The sequence below is a fragment of the Bombilactobacillus sp. ESL1187 genome, assembly GCF_058107155.1.
This window is the reverse complement of sequence record NZ_JBYLTZ010000001.1, coordinates 626980-648145: the sequence shown is the minus strand read 5'-3', so window position 1 is coordinate 648145 and position 21166 is coordinate 626980. Positions and strand designations below refer to the sequence as shown.

7 protein-coding genes are annotated in these 21166 nt (G+C 38.2%); 4 read left to right on the top strand and 3 right to left on the bottom strand.

Annotation, left to right across the window (positions count from 1 at the left end; genetic code table 11):
* Nucleotides 1-327: 327 nt before the first annotated feature.
* Complete coding sequence (locus AC3B5B_RS03235) at nucleotides 328-3924, bottom strand: hypothetical protein (protein ID WP_489769282.1); 3597 nt, start codon at nucleotides 3922-3924, stop codon at nucleotides 328-330.
* 152 nt (nucleotides 3925-4076) lie between these two features.
* A complete protein-coding gene (locus tag AC3B5B_RS03230; protein WP_489769281.1) occupies nucleotides 4077-4565 on the bottom strand; it encodes a hypothetical protein in 489 nt (162 codons plus the stop codon).
* A 412-nt stretch (nucleotides 4566-4977) separates the two neighbouring features.
* On the opposite strand from AC3B5B_RS03230, the gene AC3B5B_RS03225 reads away from it, so the two are divergent.
* Complete coding sequence (locus tag AC3B5B_RS03225; RefSeq protein WP_489769280.1) at nucleotides 4978-7656, top strand: BspA family leucine-rich repeat surface protein; 2679 nt, start codon at nucleotides 4978-4980, stop codon at nucleotides 7654-7656.
* A 552-nt stretch (nucleotides 7657-8208) separates the two neighbouring features.
* Here the strand turns inward: AC3B5B_RS03225 and AC3B5B_RS03220 are convergent.
* A complete protein-coding gene (locus AC3B5B_RS03220) occupies nucleotides 8209-9579 on the bottom strand; it encodes an IS3 family transposase (protein WP_489769279.1) in 1371 nt (456 codons plus the stop codon).
* 823 nt (nucleotides 9580-10402) lie between these two features.
* Here AC3B5B_RS03220 and AC3B5B_RS03215 point away from each other — a divergent pair.
* The 3 genes from AC3B5B_RS03215 (at nucleotide 10403) to nagA (ending at nucleotide 20870) form a co-directional block, all read left to right on the top strand.
* Nucleotides 10403-14536, top strand: coding sequence for a pectate lyase-like adhesive domain-containing protein (locus AC3B5B_RS03215; protein WP_489769278.1), 4134 nt, complete (start codon nucleotides 10403-10405; stop codon nucleotides 14534-14536).
* 955 nt (nucleotides 14537-15491) lie between these two features.
* A complete protein-coding gene (locus AC3B5B_RS03210) occupies nucleotides 15492-19580 on the top strand; it encodes a hypothetical protein (protein WP_489769277.1) in 4089 nt (1362 codons plus the stop codon).
* A gap of 129 nt (nucleotides 19581-19709) precedes the next feature.
* Nucleotides 19710-20870, top strand: a complete 1161-nt coding sequence (gene nagA / locus AC3B5B_RS03205) for an N-acetylglucosamine-6-phosphate deacetylase (RefSeq protein WP_489769276.1) — start codon at nucleotides 19710-19712, stop codon at nucleotides 20868-20870.
* Nucleotides 20871-21166 lie beyond the last annotated feature (296 nt).

The window sequence follows — 21166 nt, the reverse complement described above, 5'->3', positions numbered from 1 at the left end:
GTGGTAAAATATTTCACGATGTTAAGCAAAAATTGATTTTGTAAGCGAAGCCAGATTTTATAGACTATTTTCCAAAAAGCAGTTCAAAAAATTATTTTTTATGATTAAAATTAATTTAGACTAAGCAAAAGATTAAATTAAGAATTGCATTCCCTCAGATAGTTAGATAAAATAAAAAGGGTTTGTTACAGCCTAAACTTACTTTAGGTAAGGGTTGCCTAAGTGATAGACTGGTACAAATTATTATTAATGAATAAAAAAGCCAACTAGAATTTTCTAGTTGGCTTTTTTGTGTTCTATCTGAATTACATTGTTCGGGGAAGGACGTTAATTAACGAGACTGTTGGTAGCAGTCCAGGTGATGCTAGCCGATTGGGGCTCTTTTGCTAAAGCTTTAAGGCTACTGTCGTCTTTATCTATCTGCAAATAGGGCCCAATATTCGGACTAGCGGCTTGTTTATCAGTTGATAAAGTTAATTTTTGTGTTTGCTGACTGGGGAATTGTTGATCTAAGACGGTTACTGGTGCTGCTAGCGCTGCATTCGTAGTACTGTCGGCAGTAGTTGGTGCTTCTTGGAAGTAGAACAAGTCTCGAATTGTTGAATTTTTGGCATTAACTTGCGCCGTCAATTGAACATTCAAAGGAGCGACATAGTTATTGGTTAGAGTAACTTGTGGATCAGTGTCAGCAAGCTTTTTAGGAAAGATTTTTTGTTCTTCACCCTTTAAAATTGCGGAATAGTCTAATTGCTGAGGGACGGTTAAACTAAGATCCGGCAGCCCGATACCATAATCACTGTGGGCAGATTCAGCTAACTGAATATAAGTGCCATCGGTGCTCTTCGAGTTCATGTAATCAATACTTGGTGTAAAAGAGCCGCTGTCATTAGGGAAAGTAACTGGTTGCTTAATCGTGAAGGTCGTGTCTGCGGGCAAAGTAGTGGAGCCAAAGCCAAAGTCGGTACCAGTTAGATTATAGGTGTTGCCGTCAGGCACAGTAGTAGGGCGATAAGTACCACTTTGACCAGCAGGCGTAGTGGCAGTAATACTCAAACTACCATTTGATTTGGCCGGGGCATCAGCACTAGCACCATTGAGTGCGCCAATGATAAATTGGACGTTACTCAAATCGTGATGACCAACTGGTGTAAAGTTGGTCTCTAAAGTATTGCTCCCCTTATCAATAGTTTTGCCATCGTGATTAACCTTCGTTAAATATTTTTTGCCGTCATACTTTGGATAAGGCAAAACTTGATAATTATAAGTTAATGGTTGATCAATGCCTGTCATTGGATAAGCGTTAGCAGGATCCGTATCATCGTGACCACTAAAGGTTAGTGTGTGATGAGTATCTGTTGAACTGTCTGTGCTAGTAGTATCAACAGTTTTAGTGATTCCGGAGATATTCCACTTGTTAGTAGCTTCTGCTTTATGATCATAGGTGTCGGCAAACGGTAATGAGCCGCTACACGTTTGTGAAGCACCATTATCAGTCACACTTCCAGAAAGAGCGACGTTTTTAGCATCACTGTCACCATCAAAGTAAGTGACAGGGACATGAACATCTTCCCCTAATAAATATTGGTCAATATTTTTAGTAGTATTTAGGAATAAGTTGGTGATCTTAATGTTTTGCAACGGCGTACTCTGGAAGTTAGTAACAGCGTCTACTTGAATCTCATCGTTGGACTTTAATGGTGGCAATTTATTAGTAGGATTTTGGTCATCATAGGTAGCGATAGCTTTTTTGAGGTCAATACTGTAATCAAAAGTAGAGCTATTGGAGTCGCTACCATCATCCGTTTGGGTAATGGTTAACGGCTTAGAAGTGTCGGCGGCGGTATTGGTAGCTAGATATTGAGGTGCAGTATCGGTAAAAGCTCCTAAGGTATCCGTGACACCAGTTTGATTGCCTTTACTATCAACTCCTAAAATGTTCGGGCTAACAATTGAAAACTTATTGGTAGACGGAATACCGTAAGCTTGATCAGCATTAGTTACGGTACCTAAATCGTAAATGGTGCCATCAGCGCGCTTAACCTTTAAACTGATTAAAGGTGTAGCAGGCGTGAACGGCGTATCACCATCAAAGTGTTTGATGGAACCGGTGATCAGAGAATCATCTTTATCTTTAGTCTTGTGATCGGGGATGATATAGCTTGTGTTGTTGTTAATTAGGGGACTGTCCAATTTGCCAAATTGAATTTTATGAAATTCCTTACCTGCCATAGCAGTTAACGCACTATTTAACTTATCCAAGTCACTATTGCCGGTTGTTTGATTGCGGGCGTAAACAGCGTTACTACCAGATTGAAAAAGATTAGCAGGGATAGCGTAGTATGTGAAAGGTACGTCAATTCTTTGTAAAGGAATATTATCTAAATTAATATCGCCACTACTGTTCATGACACCTAAATCAGTTAAATGTTCAATATCATTAGCACTAATTTTACTGATATCAGTACCTAAATTGCCTGCTGGTCCCTTAATAGTTGAAATATTACCATCAGCACTAAAGGTCGTGTTCTTAACGTCAACGTTTCCACCCTCAACAGTATTACTACCACCGTTGACGTTTACAATATGTGTATCGGGATTGTTATTAGATCCAGCATCTAGTGCGACTTTTTCTGGATTAGAAATATCCAAGCTTAAGCCATTATCTGCTCCTAATAAGGTCATTGGCTGGTTGGTAGTACCTAGTGCTTGTAAATTAAAAATACCATCTTTTTTGATAACAACTTTCATGGGACCAATATGCATGATATTGCCATTAAAAGCTCCGAGGTTATCGGCTTCAATTTCAAAAGTTCCATCTTCTAGTGTAGCTTGTCCACCACCAGCAAAATCAACTAAAGGAAGGTTTTTTCCCCAAGATAAGAAAGTGTTGCCGACTTTATCATTAGATTGTTGGTATGGGCAATCATTGCTATATAAGTAATTAACGTATTTACTGTAGTCTTGATTGTAATCAGTATCTGCTGTATCTGCAGTGCTTTGCTCTGTCGGAGCAGTTACTGAACTAGCACCAATAGAGTCTTTTTCTAATAGATTTTTGCTGTCATCTTCTTTACCATAAGGGTGATCTGCGTCTGGATCATCGTAATACATATTGTTTTGATCATTACTTTGTATACTAATAGTAGGAGAATCACTAGTGCTGTGTTTTTTGTGGTAGTTGATATTGGTAGTTCCAGATAGATATAATCCACCTCCTATGTTGCTAGTTACGTGTCTTAATTTATCAGAACTACTAGAAATATATTGTCCTTTTGTTGGTGCATCGTTATCTATTACACAAAGCTTTGAATTATCATATAAATCTATATTTGATGTTTTTGCGACAGTAGTAATCCCATAAGGCATCGAATTCGAATCTCCTGCCCACTCCATATCATTATTACCATGCGGATAAATATATACTTTTGCATTATTTTTTAAGGTTATATTTGCAGAAGTATTTGAACCTAATCTAATACCTGTACTGTCATAAGTATATCCTGTAAAATAGCTGTTTTTATCAAATATAATATCAGCAGCTTCAAATATTTGCTGATTACCATTTGCGTTGTTTGATGTGTTGTATAAGTCAGTTCCGTATTTATATCTTTCAATAGATGATGAACTTACGCGATTTTTAATAGTTATAAGAGTATTTGCGCCGCCTGTTACGGAGTTGTGTAACTGAGATCCAATATAATCTAAATTATCATAAGTCATTTTTGTATAGCCGCCGCCGCCTTGGCTAGAACCGGCGGATAATTGTTCATCTGAAAGCCCTTTATCTGCTAAAGAAGCAAGCCCTGTATTAGCAGCTACAGGACCCCAGAAAGAACTTCCGTATAGATATGCATTGCACAAAGTCCAGTCTTCTTTATATAGATAACCCTTCGGAACAGTACCGCCTGAACCACCAGGTCCCATTATGCATATGCTGTGGTCACCAAAATTTATGGAATGGTTGTTTGCATTAATTGTTAGCTTAAAATGTCTGGTGTAATTATAACTCACGTGGTCAGCGCCTGGTTGAAAACCGAAAGCATCTAATGGCTCACCTGGATCTGGTTTTGCTAAATTTAAATTTTTTCTACTACTATATTATCGATGTGTGAAATACCGTCAGAATTGGCACTGTAAGGAACACTGTTATGTGAACTTGCTCCACTTGCTTGTAAGTCATAAACAGCTTCTAAAAAAGCTCTTGGTGTATCAACATAGGCAGTATAAGTATCCGTGTTTCCTTCGCCAAGACAGAATTTTAAGTCTTTAGAATTCTCAGGGTTGGGGTTACTGTCGGGAACAATTGTCATGTCATCGTAAGTTGGCATATTAGGATAAGCTACACCATCTTGGCTACCATCTTTTAATAAGGGAGACTCTCTAGTTAATTCTTTTGGATTAAAATCGGGTGTTTTTTGAATTGCTGGATTTTTTGTGTAGGATCCAATTATCTCGTCGTTTGGTGTAGTCGGCTTCAATAAGTCAGCCTTTACAGGTGTCAGTTGAGTTAGGGAGATAATAGCAGTAAAGAGAATAGTAGATAAAATAACTTTAATTTTGTACATAAATACGACCTCAATTGAATTTCTAGAAATTATTCAAAGTAATTCATTAATAAATATGCTGTCGATTTTTCATAATGTATGAAAAGTATGCGCCATCATTATAATTCCTTCTTTTTTATTAATCAAATGAATTGAATTACAGTTATTTTGCATTTTTTTGTTATTTGTTTTTAATTTAATAAAAATCTGTCAAATTTGATTCGAATGTGAAATTCAATGAACTACTCAGTAAAGTAATCCGTTACAGTATGCTGTTACTTTTAAAAACATTAAACATTTGCTTTTTAATCAAAAAGTAACAAATAGATTGGATCGTATCGAATAATTTTAATCAAAAATGACTTGTGATTTAAAATTATCAAGATATAATTAAATTTGTTAAATAAATCACTTGAATTGAGGAGGAGTTCTTTTGGATAAGAAACGATGGCTAACCACAACGGGGACACTATTAGGTTTGGTGTGTGGCTTAGCGGTAACACAACAAGTGGCTGCGGACACAGACCAGACTAATCAATCAGTGGCGGTGACAACACCGACAACCTCAGCGCAAAATGTTGGTGATGATAATGTTGGGGCGAACAACGAAGCACCAACCACAGACGCAAGTGTAACTCCTGCACCAGCATCAACGGATAATGTGGAGCCGAGTTCTACGACAACTACAACAAGTGTTAATTCGGCAACTAATGATAGCGCTTCAAATAATGTGAATGTTACTACTAATGTTGCTTCGACAACGACGCCGACTAATCCAACACCTGACGCTACTACAAGCGAAGTCATTGCAACAGGAACTTGGGGCACCAGTAATTGGGATTATGTCCACCAAGGTGACGATTATACGTTGACTTTTCATGCCGGTACGCTGGGGGAAGGACACCGGTATAACTTGTATGTCAATGGGATAGATACAAATGACGATCCAATGGATGAATATGAATATGGAAGCATTGGTGGCGACCCGGATGTGTTCCATAAAAACTTTAAGTGGATTGATGAGCTAACACAGATTCAATTTGATCCCGGAGTGGTTGCTAATGCAAATTCTTCGTTCTTATTTGCGTACTTACCAGTCAAACGAATTTTGGGTTTGAGTAATTTAGATATGTCTAATGTTACAACTACGCAGGGGATGTTTCGTAATATTCAATTAACAGCCGATTTAGATTTAAGCCGCTTTAATACCAGCCATGTGACGAACATGCGGGGCATGTTTGGTCGGGGTTCTTATGGCAATTTGGATTTAAGTAATTTAGATACATCTAATGTTACAGATATGAGTGATATGTTTGCTGGCAGCAAGTTTACTAGCTTGAATACTAGTAAACTCAATACATCTCAAGTAACGACGATGAAAGAAATGTTTAGCGATCTAAATTTGCAACATTTAGATTTAAGCAGTTTTGATACGTCTAATGTAACTGATATGTATGGTATGTTTTACAATGATAGTGACTTACTTCGCTTAGATGTCAGCAATTTTAATACATCTAAAGTTAATACAATGTATGGCATGTTTGTTGGATGTCGTAATCTAACCACTTTAGATTTAAGCAACTTTGATACATCCCAAGTAACAACCATGTATGGGATGTTTTATTTATGTTCTAATTTAGTTGATTTAAATATTAGTAATTTTGATACTTCCCAAGTGACTAACATGATGGGTATGTTTGATGAATGCTTAAGTTTAAAAACAATTGATTTATCATCATTTGATACTTCTAAAGTAACCAATATGCGAGGGATGTTTGCGTGGGACCTTGATTTACAGAGTTTAGATATTAATAATTGGGACGTTTCTAATGTGACCAGCACGTATGGGATGTTTTTCTATTGTTCATCCATAATTGACTTAGATTTGTCCAACTGGGTTATTAATCAGGGTACTAATATGTATGATATGTTTAGTACAATGGTGTCTTGTGAGAATCTCAAATTATTTCAGCTGACCATTGATAATCCAGATGTTTTAGGCACTATTATGATGAATATGTTTGGTGACAACGATAAATTATACAGCTTAGACTTAAGCAATTGGCGTATATTATGCCCTGAAGTTGTGGAGGGTATTGATGGTATTTTCGATGGTATTCCATTGAATCACATTGTAGTTGGTCCCAACATTCCTTTAAACGTGTATTCATCTTCATTTGCTGGTTTCCCTGAAGTAGGAACTAAAATTCCAGGAACTAATAAAACTCTGCTCTCACAACATTGGGTCGCAACAAAGGGTTACCAGCAAGGAACTAAATATACGCCAGAAGAACTTGCGCAAACTACTGATCGTGACCAAATCACTACCTATGATTGGGACAGCGAACCATTCGTACCTGATCGAGTTGAGAAAAAAGCCGTAACACGCACGATTAATATCCATCAACCCGATGGGCGGCTGCAAACACAGACGCAAACGATCACTTTGAAGCGCAATGTTCATTATAATGATGATGACACAGTGGATTATGGCGACTGGTCTAAGGATCAATGGGATGCTTACACTGTGCCAACTTTTGCAGGTTATCAAGCCAGTCAAGCTGAAGTACCCGCGCAAACAATTAATGCGTATGATTCTGATCAGACGGTTGATATTTATTACACACCAGTTGAACAAACAGTGACGATTCAATATTTGGACGATGGTCAAGAAGTTGGTACGCAAACTTTGACGGGTTATGTGGGTGATGTCTTGACGCTTAATTATCATGCTCCAAAGGGTTATGAATTATTGGAACAACCGCAAACCACGATTACCATTGACGGCTCAGGCCAGCAGATTATTCAAGTAGCAGTTGATCATCAAATTCAAACTAGTTCACAAACTAAGACCATTCTGCGGACGATTAATGTCAATTATCCCAGTGGCATGACCAAGAGTTACGATCAAGTTGCTGTTTTGAAGCAAAACCTGTACATTGATCAAGTTACTGGCGATCAGGTTTACGGTACTTGGAGTACGGGCAATTGGGATGAATTTTCGGCACCAGTGATTAGTGGCTACACTGCTAGTCAAGCAACGGTTGCTGTACAAACAGTTACCAGCAATGACCAAGATCAAGTGGTTGATATTTACTATACCAAGAACTAAATAACTGGTATTTTCTTATAGTTGTGTTATTCTAGTGATAGAAAAAGAGCCAGTGCTGGTTACACCGACTCTTTAGTAAAGTTGCCAAAGTAGCGACTATTGAATTCTTTATAAATCTTATAGTCATCTAGCTCTGTACAAGCTAAGGATGACTATTTTCTTGTTTTGTTTTTCAACTTGACAAGTTCTACGACTATGCGGACTAATCCAATGAAACTATGGATTAGATAAGCAATAGCTAGTAGTTTCAAATTGCTATTCCTTTCAATGGAATCTGGGATTACAGCATTAACACCATAAGCACCACTCCTTTGCGGAATAGCCGCCACCTTAGCTTAACTTTACTAGTAAATATTATAGCAGAATCATCTGTTGAAATTGGTATTTTCTGCCAGTTGTGTTATTCTAAAAATAGAAAAAGAGCCAGCGCTGGTTACACTGACTCTTTAGTAAAGCTGCCAAAGCAGCGACTATTCTATTTATTAAAAATTGTTGAAATAGTCATCTAGCTCTGTGTGATATGAACCCAAAAAGTAAGACAGTTTTTAAATTTTAACTTAGGACTAATTTCCGATACTCAATCGGTGTTAGTCCTTTTAATTTTATCTTGATTCTCTGATGATTATAGTAATGAATATATTCCTTGATTGCTACCTCTAAGTCATCTAAGCTTTCAAATTGTTTCTCAAAGCCATAATACATTTCTCGCTTGAGTATACCAAAGAAGCCCTCCATTAAGCCATCGTCGAGTGAATTTCCTTTACGTGACATGGATTGTTTGATTCCACGTTGTTTTAACCATGATTGAAATCTTTGGTGTTGATACTGCCAGCCTTGATCAGAGTGCATAATGATACCTTTCAAGTTTGGATATTTATGCTCTGCTTTTTCCAACATAGTCATTGTTTGTTGGAGATTAGGACTACGAGAAATGGTGTAGGAAATAATTTCTTGCGTACACCCATCCATGATAGGCGATAGATATGTCTTCTGACCATGAAGATTGAACTCAGTCACGTCACAATACCACTTATGATTAGGTTTATTTGCACTAAAATTGCGTTGAATTAAATTGTCTTTGATATGACCTTGGCGTCCACGATAACTGTTGTACTTACTGTGCTTTTTACTAACTATTCCTGAAATTTTTAGTTTGTTCATTAGGCGTAAGACCTTTTTATGATTGACGATAATACCTCTGCGTCTTAACTCACAAGTAATTCTACGATAACCATAGCGATGACAGTTAGTTTCATAAATCTCTTTAATCTGGATCATTAAAGCTTGGTTTTTGGTATCTTTATCAGTTTTATTGATTGTATAGTAGTAGTTACTACGGGATAAATTGGGTAAATCAGAACATTCATTAATGATTTTAAGGACATACTCAACGCTGACGCGGAATTCTTTTCTTACCTTGATAATTGCTTGAACTAGTTCCTCTGATCGGACTGGTCGATCAGAGTATTTAACTTTTTTCTTAATTCGATCTCGACATGCATTTTCAAGTTCTGCTGCTCTAAGTCTTGGATTTTTTGTTGGAGAAGCTTGATTTGTTGAGCTTGATCGTTCATGAGTTGGTCTTCCTCTCTTATGATTAATCACATTATACCCGTCTGTTTTGTATTTGCGTATCCAAGATTGTAATATCGATCGATTTTTTAATCCTAAATCAATAGAAACCGAGTAGATGGTTTCGTGATTCAGTAATACACGATTGATTGCTTGTTCTTTAAATTCTACAGAATGGGGCATATATGGGCGATCCAGCAGTTCAATACCGTGTCGATCAAGTAAAGCCACCAAATATATAATAGTAGATCGCTCAATCAAGAACTTTTCGGACAGTTCCTTAATTCCGTATGAATAATTTTTCCATAAATTGTAAATATCAATTTTGTCTTGTTTAGATAATCTGCTCATAAAAAATGCCTCCAAAAATTAAGATTGTTGTCTTAATTTTTGGGGGCATATCAACAAGCTAAGGATGGCTATTTTCTTGTCTTGTTTATGAACTTGACAAGTTCTACAACTATGCGGACTAATCCAATGAAACTATGGATTAGATAAGCAATAGCTAGTAGTTTCAAATTGCTATTCCTTTCAATAGGCTCTGGGATTACAGCATTAACACCATAAGCACCACTTCCTTGCGGAATAGTCGCCACCTTAGCAGTAACTTTACTCACAAGTATTATAGCAGAATCATGCGTTGCAGCCGGTGTTTTTCTTCAACTTGAAGTGAATGGTCATTAGCCAATGAGTAGTGACTGTCTTCAACCCAAAGATCTTAGTGAAATGACAATTTAATGATGAAAGCAGTTTAGGAATTGTTCTTTAAGCCTAAACTGCTTTTTTTATGGTTATAAACTTAACAGCTAGTTAAAGCTAGCTTAAAATTCATTTTTTCACGATTGTTGAGCTGAATGATTGAAACTAATTTAATTAAGGTGGTGTATTGGCACTAAATAAACAACTTTAAATGAAAAAATATCTTTTTGAAAACAGATATTATACCTGCTATGACTGAATTTTTATCCTAAAAACATAAATAATGTACAGATGTTGTTTAAAAGTGAGTCTAATGATGATATCATTATGTAATGATTATTTTGTGTATGTAATTAGAACTAAATTATAAATGATACAATTATTTTTTAGATAAAAAGTCATCTTAGTTAAATTAACAAAATAATTTTAATGATATTTAAATCATATTACATAATCATGAATATTAGGGGATAATATGAAAAGAATTCGGTGGATTTTTAGTTTGATGTTGCTTTCTTTGACGATCGTTTGCGGTGAACAGGGGAATCTTGTTCGGGGGGCTGCTAATGCTGATAGTTTTCAGCAAGACTTGGCGCAACTAAATAGTGGTTTGCCTCCAACTGGTGGTACGCCAGCCCAGTTTAGTTCTAATATTACTAGTGCTACGGCTCCATTATTAAAGACGGATGACAGCGTTTCGCAGGGTGGTTTTGGCGATGCTGACAAACTTGAAGAGTTAGGCTATTCAAAAATTGATCCCTCCAAAATTAACTGGCCTAGTGATGGGATGTATGCTGATGCCACGAAAGATGTTCAACCAGGGGCGATTACTGGTGATGGTACCGGAACCCAGAGTATTGATTCTGATGAAGATGGAAAAACCGTTTATGTACGCAATGTTTTGCAATTTTTACTAGCGGTTTACGGTACTAAAAACAAGGGACCAGCCAATACTGCTGATATTGATGAGGGGAATGGTTCTGGTACTGGTAGTAATGCAATGACGTCCACAAGTCCGGTTAAGCGTATCATTGTGGTTCAAGACTTGGATTTTGTTTCTACTGATGTGTTTAATGCGGATAATCCGCTTTTAGCTAAGTATTTTAAAGGAAAGAGTAGCTTAAGTGGGGTAACAGATTCTAGTCCTAGTCCTAGTCCTAGTGATGGCGGGGGACTATATCACTATACTGTTTTAGCGGCTCGACCAGGTGATTCAGCAACTAATCATCATTTGACGATTGTGGGTAATCATGGTCCAGATCAAAGTACTCCTAAAATTAATGCAGGTAATTATAGCTTACGGTTTGCACAAAACAATTCTAATCAAACGGATAATATCACATTAGATAATCTTCAGCTTTATGGTTCGACTTTTTATGGTTTTGTCCGATTAGGAAATTATTCTAATAGCTCTAACAATGAATTTTATCGTGATATCACTTATTATGGTGCGCAATTTTTGTGGACTAGAGCTAAAAGTGATACTTCTGGATATTCTAATGTTTATATTTCTGGTCATACTACGGCTTATTCATTATATTATTATAAAAGTCCAGTGGATCAACGAATTTATCTGTGTCAGGGGCCTGGTAATCAACAAGTCATGGAGGTGTCGAATGTAACCTTTGAACCAGATGCCGTATTTAATGGTTCCACTTATAACGGTAATGTGTTGGATTTGACCGGTAATGCTACGTTATTGGGGGATGATGATAAGAAACAAGGAGCGGAAGTTAATCTCTATCCGCGCGGTAGTGGTGAAAATCAACACAGTGGTTCATCTGGACTATGCTTAATGAGTAATGGTATTTTGACATTAAATCCTAATACTCATCTCAATATCGATGTCAAAAATGATTCGATGAAAGACTCGATGGCACAGTTAAGTGGTGATACGAGTGCCTATGATACGACTGATAATTATAATGATCCAATTTCTTCCACTATGACGGCTAATGCGATTTACATGGGTGGTACTGGTTCAAATATTACTTATAATTCAGGTGGCTATCAAAAAGGTTTGGATGAAGCTATTAATATTACGAGTGAGGGAGCTGACACTAACCCACTAGTCCGGTTTGATGGTGGTACAGCTGATTTAAATCGTGGGGACTTTAATATTACGGCAAATAATCTGGGCTCTGCCAGCAATTCAGGATTATTTACGTTAGGAGCTTCGACCGTAAATGTGCGAAAAGGTGGGAACTTTAATATTAAAATTGCAGATACGCCTAGGCAATCCAGTTCAGGTAATGTGCAGTTGTTAAATGTTACTGGGGGTACTAATATCAACTTGTATAAACCGCAAAACGTTGATCTGAATCTTGGTACTAATAATAATGCTTCATCGAATATTGTTTCGCCAAGTGCGGCGACGGATATCAAGGCTTACGATATCAAAATGGCTGCCAGTGGGACGAATTCTAAATCTCAATCAGTATCGTTTGGCTTTAATGATTCTCCAATCAATGACCAAAAGCCGGTGCCAATGCAACACCTCAGTATTCCGTTCGCTAATAGTTGGGGAACCATTGGTATTGATTTGACGAAATTTGTCCTAGCGACGACACCCGAAGACTTAACTGGTAGTCAGGCAGAGATTGGACGATTATTAACTTATTTAAATCAAATGCAAACAACGTCTAATCCAGGTATTTCTAAAGAATTTAGCCATATCCATTTTTCAGAAATTGATGGACCAGTTGAACACGTTAGTACCCCGATTATAGATCCACGCTCACGTACGGTTAGCGGCTCTTTGAATAAGTCAGAAGATGATTTCCATCCGGATCCGCCGATGCTGAAAGTGGTAGTTAATGATGGAGGGAAAGATTATGATCTGGGAACTGTTCCAAATGAAGATGCGAGTGCTGATAAGCAGGATACACAGGGCTATATTGCCAGCAGTTTTACTCCTTCTGGTGGGAGTTATATTCCTGGTTTTAGTCCGTCAACGCCCGATATTTTAAATGATGACGATGACATTGCTTATAGTACAGATCCCACCACTCACAAAACCACTTGGGATATTGGTAAGCAAGTTAAAGATCCGCCGTTATATTTATCCGGGGATCAAGGTGTCGCTTGGCAAGTTGACAAGAATAATATTCCTCACTTCTCCTTTGATATAGATAAAGCGGTGGATAATTATAATACTAAAAATGAGGGGAAGGATGGCTTTACAAAGTTAACCTTAAAACCGAATGATACGGTTAAGGTTAGCGCCGTCTCTAATAACCAAGAGTCTGCTACTAAAACTGTGGATATCAATAGTTTGTATGTGGGCTTTGACCAAGAAGCCGCTGCCAAGTCCAATGTCTATCAAGGACCAAAGGTATTATTGGGTGACAAAGTTTCTGTACCGTTAGAATATCAAGATGATATTAGCAGTAATAATATTATTCACTTAAAGGGCTATGATAAAAAGGGAAGCACTACCAGCCTGAATACCGCCACAGACACTCCACCTCAAACTGCAGATGTTACACCGCCAGCTGTTACGCCACCAGACGTGCCTACCTTAACAAAACATACTTGGGATGTTGATCATGTGACGCAAACACCAGGCGATCACACCCTGTATATTCAGGGCAGTGATGATCAAAAAGGCCTGAGTCCCTATGTCAAGCCGGACGCTGCTGGCAATTTGGCTACGTCAGATCTATTGCAGTATAACTATCATGTCGAAAATGTTCCCGCCTTTAATGGTTATAAAGAGTTATATCAACAAAATGATCTTACCAAGCCGCTAGATACGACCGCTAAAGGTGAGCACCAATCCTATCTGTCTAGTGGAAATTATCTGGAAAAAGATCTGTATCAACCAAAGATGAGTACCGTCGGCTTAAAGGATTTTTGTTTGACTGAACCAGCCGATGATGGCGGTGGCATTAAGAAGAAAACTGCAAAATTGATTTTGCACATTCCTAATCAAGGAGACCAGACGTTAACGGACTTTGCTTATGGTCAGCACTATACCCCGGGTAATTTCAAACTCACGGGAACGAGTTTTCCTGCCGGAACGAGTTTTGAGGTTGATACACCGTTGACGTATAAAAAGTCCAAAGCTGATACGCAATTAACTCTACATGGTTCAACTTTACAAACAACAGATCCGGAAGCACCTGACCAGCAATTGAACTTAGGTGCTTCGGGTTCACTGACTTACAACAATCTATATGATGTGACTTTGAATGTTCCAAGAAATATTGATTATGGTCGGCATACACGTAATTCGGTTAAAACGACAGATCAGTATTGTCCAGTGGATACGAGTAATAAGCAGAACGCTTACCAGTTGACATATGAGCAACCTGCCAATTCCAACTTCCATTACACAGTGGATGTGCGTTGTAATTCCAATAATGCTTTGTTCAATTTGATTTATCAAGATGGTACTACTGATTCAGTGGCTAAGGTTATTAACAGTGACGTGCCCGTCTTTCAGACAGGTACCGGTCCTAGTGCGACGGCATCATTTGCCGAAGATTGGTGGCTTAAGACCGGAGCTAAGAAAGGAATTTATCTCCAACCAACGCAAGATAAACCTGCAGCGAAAAAATATCAATCAATGCTAACGTGGACGGTTAATAATGCTTTGAATAATTAAGTTTAGTAATGAAAAAAGTGATATGAACCCAAAATGTAAAACAGTTTTTAAATTAGGACTAATTTCCGATATTCGATCGGTGTTGGTCCTTTTTATTTGGTCTTGATGCTTTGGTGATTAGTAATGAATATATTTTTAATTCGGTCTCGATATGCATTTTCAGGTTTGATTGCTCTAGACTTTGGCTTCTTTGTTGAAGCAGCTTGACTTGTTGAGTTTAATCTTTCGTTAGTCGGTCTTTCTCTCCTGTTATTAAGAGATACACACTTGCTTGTTTTGAGAGCTTTAATACCGCGTCGATCAATTAAAGCCACTAAATATATAAATAGTAGATTGCTAAATTAATAACTTTTCAGATAGTTTTTTGAATTATAAATATCAATTTTGTCTTATTGAGATAGCAATGAAAAATGCTTCCAAAAATTATTATCCTAATTTTTGGGAGGCATATTAATATTATAGTAGAATCATCTTTTGAAACCGGCATTTTCTTCAATCTTTGGTTCTTAGTAAAATGACATTTAATGATAAAAGTAGTTTAGACTTGCTAAAACTAAACTGCTTTTTTAGTATGTTGAGCTTTTGTAAGCTTAACATCTAATTAAAATTAATTAAAAATTATTTTTTTCACAATGATTGGGATTAATGTTTAAAATTAAATTAATTAAGGTGGTATCCACAGCTAAAAAAAATAACTTTAAATGTAAAAATATCTTTTTGAAACAGCTATTATCCTTGATTTAACTTAATTTTTTGCCTAAAAAAATAAATAATGTAAAAAATATGGTTTAAAAGCATTCATAATGATGATATTATCATATAATGATTGTTTTATTAGTGTAATTAAAACTAAATTATAAATGAGATGCCTATTTTTGGGGATCATTATTTATTTTTGTTAAATTAGCAAAATAATTTTAATTATATTACATAATCAAGAATATTAGGGGATAATATGAAAAAAATTCGGTTGATTTTTAGTCTGATGTTGTTTTCTTTGACAGTTATTTGTGGTGAACAGGGGAATCTGGTTCAGGGGGCTGCTAATGCGGATAGCTTTCAGCAAGACTTGGCGCAACTAAATAGTGGTTTGCTAGCGACTGGTGGTACGCCGGCTCGGTTCAATTCTAGAATTACTAGTGCTACGAGTTCGTTATTAGAAACAGATAAAAATGTTTCCAAAACTGGTTTTGGCGATGCTGATAAACTCGAAGAGTTAGGCTATTCGAAAATTGATCCCTCCAAAATTAACTGGCCTAGTGATGGGATGTACGCTGATGCCACGAAAGATGTTCAACCAGGGGCGATTACTGGTGGTGATGGTACCGGAACCCAGAGTATTGATTCTGATGAAGATGGAAAAACCGTTTATGTACGTAATGTTTTGCAATTTTTACTAGCGGTTTACGGTACTAAAAACACGGGACCAGCCAATATTGTTGATGTTAATGAAGGTACTGGTAGCGATAAGTTTACTAGTTATAGTGATGTGAAGCGAATTATTATTGTTAATGACTTGGATTTTGTTTCGTCAGATGTGTTTAAGGATAATCCATTATTAAATAAGTATAATTTTGTTAATAGTTATTTAAGTGGGGTAACTGATGTTCTTGGAGATGGTTCCGGTGGAGGTACTGGCAATTTTACCGTTTTAGCAGATCGTCCTGGTGATTCATCCGATAATCATAATTTGACGATTGTTGGTAATCATGGTCCGGATCAGAGTACGCCGAAAATTAATGCAGGTAACTATAGTTTACGTTTTGCCCGAAATACTTCAACACAAACCGATAATGTAACATTAGACAATTTAAAGTTATATGGCTCCACTTATTATGGATTTGTACGATTAGGAATTGGAGCTGCAAGTGTTTCTAACGAGTTTTATCGCGACGTTACGTATTATGGTTCACAATTTTTGTGGACAGCTAGTGGAACATCTAATGTTTATATTTCGGGGCACACGACGGCTTATTCTTTATATTATTATAAAAGTCCAGTGGATCAACGAGTTTATACGTGTCAAGGTTGGGGTAGTCAACAAGTTATGCAGGTGTCGAATGTTACCTTTGAACCAGACGCGGTATTTAATGGCTCGACTTATGATGGTAATGTGTTGGAATTGACGAAAAATGCCACGCTATTGAGTGATGCTGATAAGAAACAAGGTGCAGAGGTTAATCTCTATCCGCGCGGCAGTGGGGAAGATGCCCCCAACGGTTCCTCCGGACTTTATTTAATGAATACAGGTGTTTTAACATTAAATCCCGGGACCCATTTAAACATTGATGTCAAAAATGATTCGATGAAAGATTCCATGGCACAGTTAAGCGGTGATACGAGTGCTTATGATACGACCGCTACTTATAGCGATCCGTATTCCACAACTACGACGTCCAATGCGCTTTATATGGGCGGTACTGGTTCAAAAATTATTTATAACACAGGCGGTTATCAACAAGGTTCGGATGACGAAGCTATTAATGTGGAAAGTGATGGGGCTGATACTAAACCATTAGTTCAATTTGCTGGTGGTGAAGCTGATTTAGATCGTGGGGACTTTAATATTACGGCAAATAATCTGGGCTCTGCCAGCAATTCAGGGTTATTTACGTTAGGAGCTTCGACGGTCAATGTGCGTAAAGGTGGAAACTTTAATATAAAGATTGCGGATACGCCTGAGCAACCAAGTTCTGGTAATGTGCAGTTATTGAATGTCACAGGGACTACTGACATCAGCTTGTATAAACCCCAAGGTGTTGATTTGAATTTGGGGAATAACACGGGGACTTCATCAAGTATGGTTTCGCCGAGTGCGGCGACGGATATCAAAGCTTACGATATCAAAATGGCTGCCAGTGGGACGAATTCTAAATCTCAATCAGTATCGTTTGGCTTTCAGGATTCTCCAACCAATGACCAAAAGCCCGTACCAATGCAACACCTCAGTATTCCGTTCGCCAATAGTTGGGGAACCACTGGTATTGATTTGACGAAATTTGTCCTAGCGACGACACCCGAAGACTTAACTGGCAGTCAGGCAGAGATTGGCCGATTATTAACTTATTTGAATCAAATGCAAACAACGTCTAATCCAGGTATTTCTAAAGAATTCCGCCATATTCATTTTTCAGAAATTGATGGGCCGGTGGAACACGTGAAGACTTCGGTCATCGATCCGCGTTCCCGCACAGTTAGTGGGTCATTGAATGCTTCTAACGATGATTTTCATCCGGATCCGCCAATGCTGAAAGTGGTAGTTAATGATGGAGCTAAAGATTACGATTTGGGAACTGTTCCAAATGAAGATGCGAGTGCTTCAGATCCTAATAAGCAGGATACACAAGGCTATATTGCCAGCAGTTTTACTCCTTCTGGTGGGAGTTATATTCCTAGTTTTAGTCCGTCAACGCCGGATATTTTAAATGATGACGATGATATTGCTTATAGTACAGATCCCATCACTAAAAAAACCACTTGGGATCTTGGTAATAAAGTTACAGCGGCGCCGTTATATTTAGCCAATGGTCAAGTTGTTACTTGGCCAACGGGGACAAGTGACTTCTCCTTTGATATTGACCAAGCAGTGAAGAATTATAACGATAAGAATAGTGGTCAAACTGGTTTTACACCTTTAACCTTAAAACCCAATGATACAGTTAAGGTTAGTGCTGTTGCTAATAACCAAGAATCCGCTGCTAAAAATGTAGATATTAATAGCTTGTATTTAGGCTTTAACCAAAAAGCTGCTGCCAAGTCCAATGTCTATCAGGGACCGAAAGTATTGTTGGGTGATAAAGTTTCCGTGCCGTTAGAATATCAAGATGATATTAGCGACAAGAATATTATTCATTTAAAAGGTTACGATGCAGGCGACACTGGTAGTCTGAACACCACCACAGCCACGCCACAAACTGCGGATGTTACACCAGCTTCGACGGCCTTAGCCCAACATACTTGGGACGTTGGGCAAGTGACGCAAACACCAGGTGATCACACTTTGTATATTCAGGGCAGTGATGACCAACAAGGCCTCAGTCCCTACGTCAAGCCCGATGCTGCTGGCAAGTTAGCCACATCAGATTTATTACAATATAACTATCATGTCGAAAATGTGCCCGGCTTTAACGGTTCTAAAGAATTGTATCAACAAAATGATTCTACCAAGTTACTAGATTCTACGACTAGCGCTGATCACAAAACCTATATGGCTAGTGGACACTATCTGGAAAAAGATTTGTATCAACCAAAGATTAGTACCGTCGGTTTAAAGGATTTTCGTTTAACTCAACCCGCCGATGATGGCAGTGGTATTCAGAAGGGAACAGCAAAAGTGATTTTGCATATCCCAAATCAAAAAGACCAGACGTTAACGAATTTTGCTTACGAAAAGACCTATACTCCCAAAGACTTTAATTTGTCCCAAACGAGTTTTCCTGCCGGAACGAGTTTTGAAGTGGATACGCCGGTGACTTATCAGAAGTCCAAAGCTGATACGCAATTAACTTTGCATGGTTCAACCTTACAAACAACGGATCCAGAAGCCCCCGCTACAGCTCCAACGCAGCAATTGAACTTAGGTGCTTCGGGTTCATTGACGTACAATAACCTATATGATGTGACTTTGACGGTTCCGACCAACATTGATTATGGTCGCCATACACGTAATTCGGTGAAAACGACAGACCAGTATCGTCCAGCCAATACGAGTAATAAGCAGACCGCTTACCAGTTGAAATATGAAGCACCTGCCAATGCCACCTTCCACTACACGGTGGGTGTGCGTTGTGATTCCAGTAATGCTTTGTTTAATTTGATTTATCAAGATGGTACTGCTGGTTCGGTGGCCAAAGTTATTAATAGTGGGGATGTGCCTGTCTTTCAAACAGGTACCAGCACGAGTTCACCAGCGAAGTTTGCCACGAATTGGTGGCCTTTGACTGGAGCAAAGAAAGGGATTTATCTCCAACCGACGCAAGATCAACCTGCGGCGAAAAAATACCAATCCACGCTTACTTGGACAGTTAATAATACTTTGAATTAATTTGAAATTTAGCTTAGTAAAGAAAATGCTGCGTAATGATTCATTCGCACATTTTCTTTTTCTTAGCGTTAATTTACTTTCTTGTGAAAGCTCGTTACAATTAAGGCAAGCAAATGGAGGTTTAAGTCAATGAAATATATTCACGCAGCCAAGTTTTTTTTGAAAAATACGACTGAAAATGGTGGTTATTTAGCGATTAATGCTGACGGCACCTTTGGTCAGTACTTGCCAGAAGACCAACGTCCAGAAGGCGAGATTCTTGATTACGACCAGCAGTGGATTGCGCCGGGATTAATTGATACGCATATTCATGGACTGGCGGGTCACGATGTGATGGACAATGATCCGGTCGGTTTAGAAGCCATGGCGCAAGCTTTGTTAAAGTGTGGGGTTACTTCGTGGTTACCTACAACAATTACCGGTTCTAAAGCGGAATTAACGGCTATTTGTCAAACCATCGCGCAAAATTATCAACAAATTTCGGGTGCTAAAATTGCGGGCATTAATTTTGAAGGCCCGTTCTTTACGCCGGAACATAAAGGTGCTCAAAACCCGAAATACTTTGGCGATCCGGATGTTGATACGTTTAACGATTGGCAAGATGCCGCTCAAGGTTTGTTGCGCCAAATTACCATCGCTCCGGAACGCCAAGGCGCGGTCGAATTCACGCGTACTGTGAGTCAAACGGGAGTAGTCGTGGCATTAGGGCACTCATCTGCCACTTTTGAGCAAGCCAAAGCTTGCGTGGAAGCGGGAGCCACAACATTTACTCATACGTATAACGGCATGAGTGGCTTGAATCATCGTCAACCGGGCATGGTTGGAGCAGCCATGAGTTTAAACAACGTTAATGCTGAATTAATTTGTGATGGTCACCATGTTCATCCTAATGCGGCTGCAATTTTAATTAAACAAAAATCGCCCGAACACGTAGTGTTGGTTACGGATTGTATGTCAGCCGGTTTAATGCCCGATGGGGATTACATGTTGGGAGAATTACCCGTTGTTGTGGCTGATGGTACGGCGCGGTTGAAAGATGAAACGCATAATTTGGCTGGTAGCATTTTGAAATTGAATGATGCAATTAAAAATTTGGTAGATTGGAACACGGTAACGCCGCAAGCGGCCATTCAAATGGCAGCTGCTACACCGGCCAAAAGTGTGCACATTGACCAAACTGCCGGGGCTATTTTGCCAGGACGCGCGGCTGACTTCATCGTGTTAACACCAAAGATGAAATTGCAAGCTACCTATTTAGATGGCCAACTAGCTTATCAAGCAGAGGTTTAATTCTTTATGTAACAATTGTTGGTGGCAGTTTTTCTGTTAGCTGAAATTCTTGGTTAAATCTGGTATTGTTTAAATTGAAAAAGAGCAGCGCCGGCGTTTGATATGATATTTGTGTTAAAATGCATATGGATATTTTGAAACATTAGTTTTACGCAACTTAATAATAAAAAAGACACCTAGTTTCCTTGGACAGTAACTAGATGCCTTTTTATTTCGCGTCAATTAATGTTTGTTGATCCACCATTTAAAAGCGGCAATAACAATAATTGGTGCTAGGATATTTTGAAACAATAGTT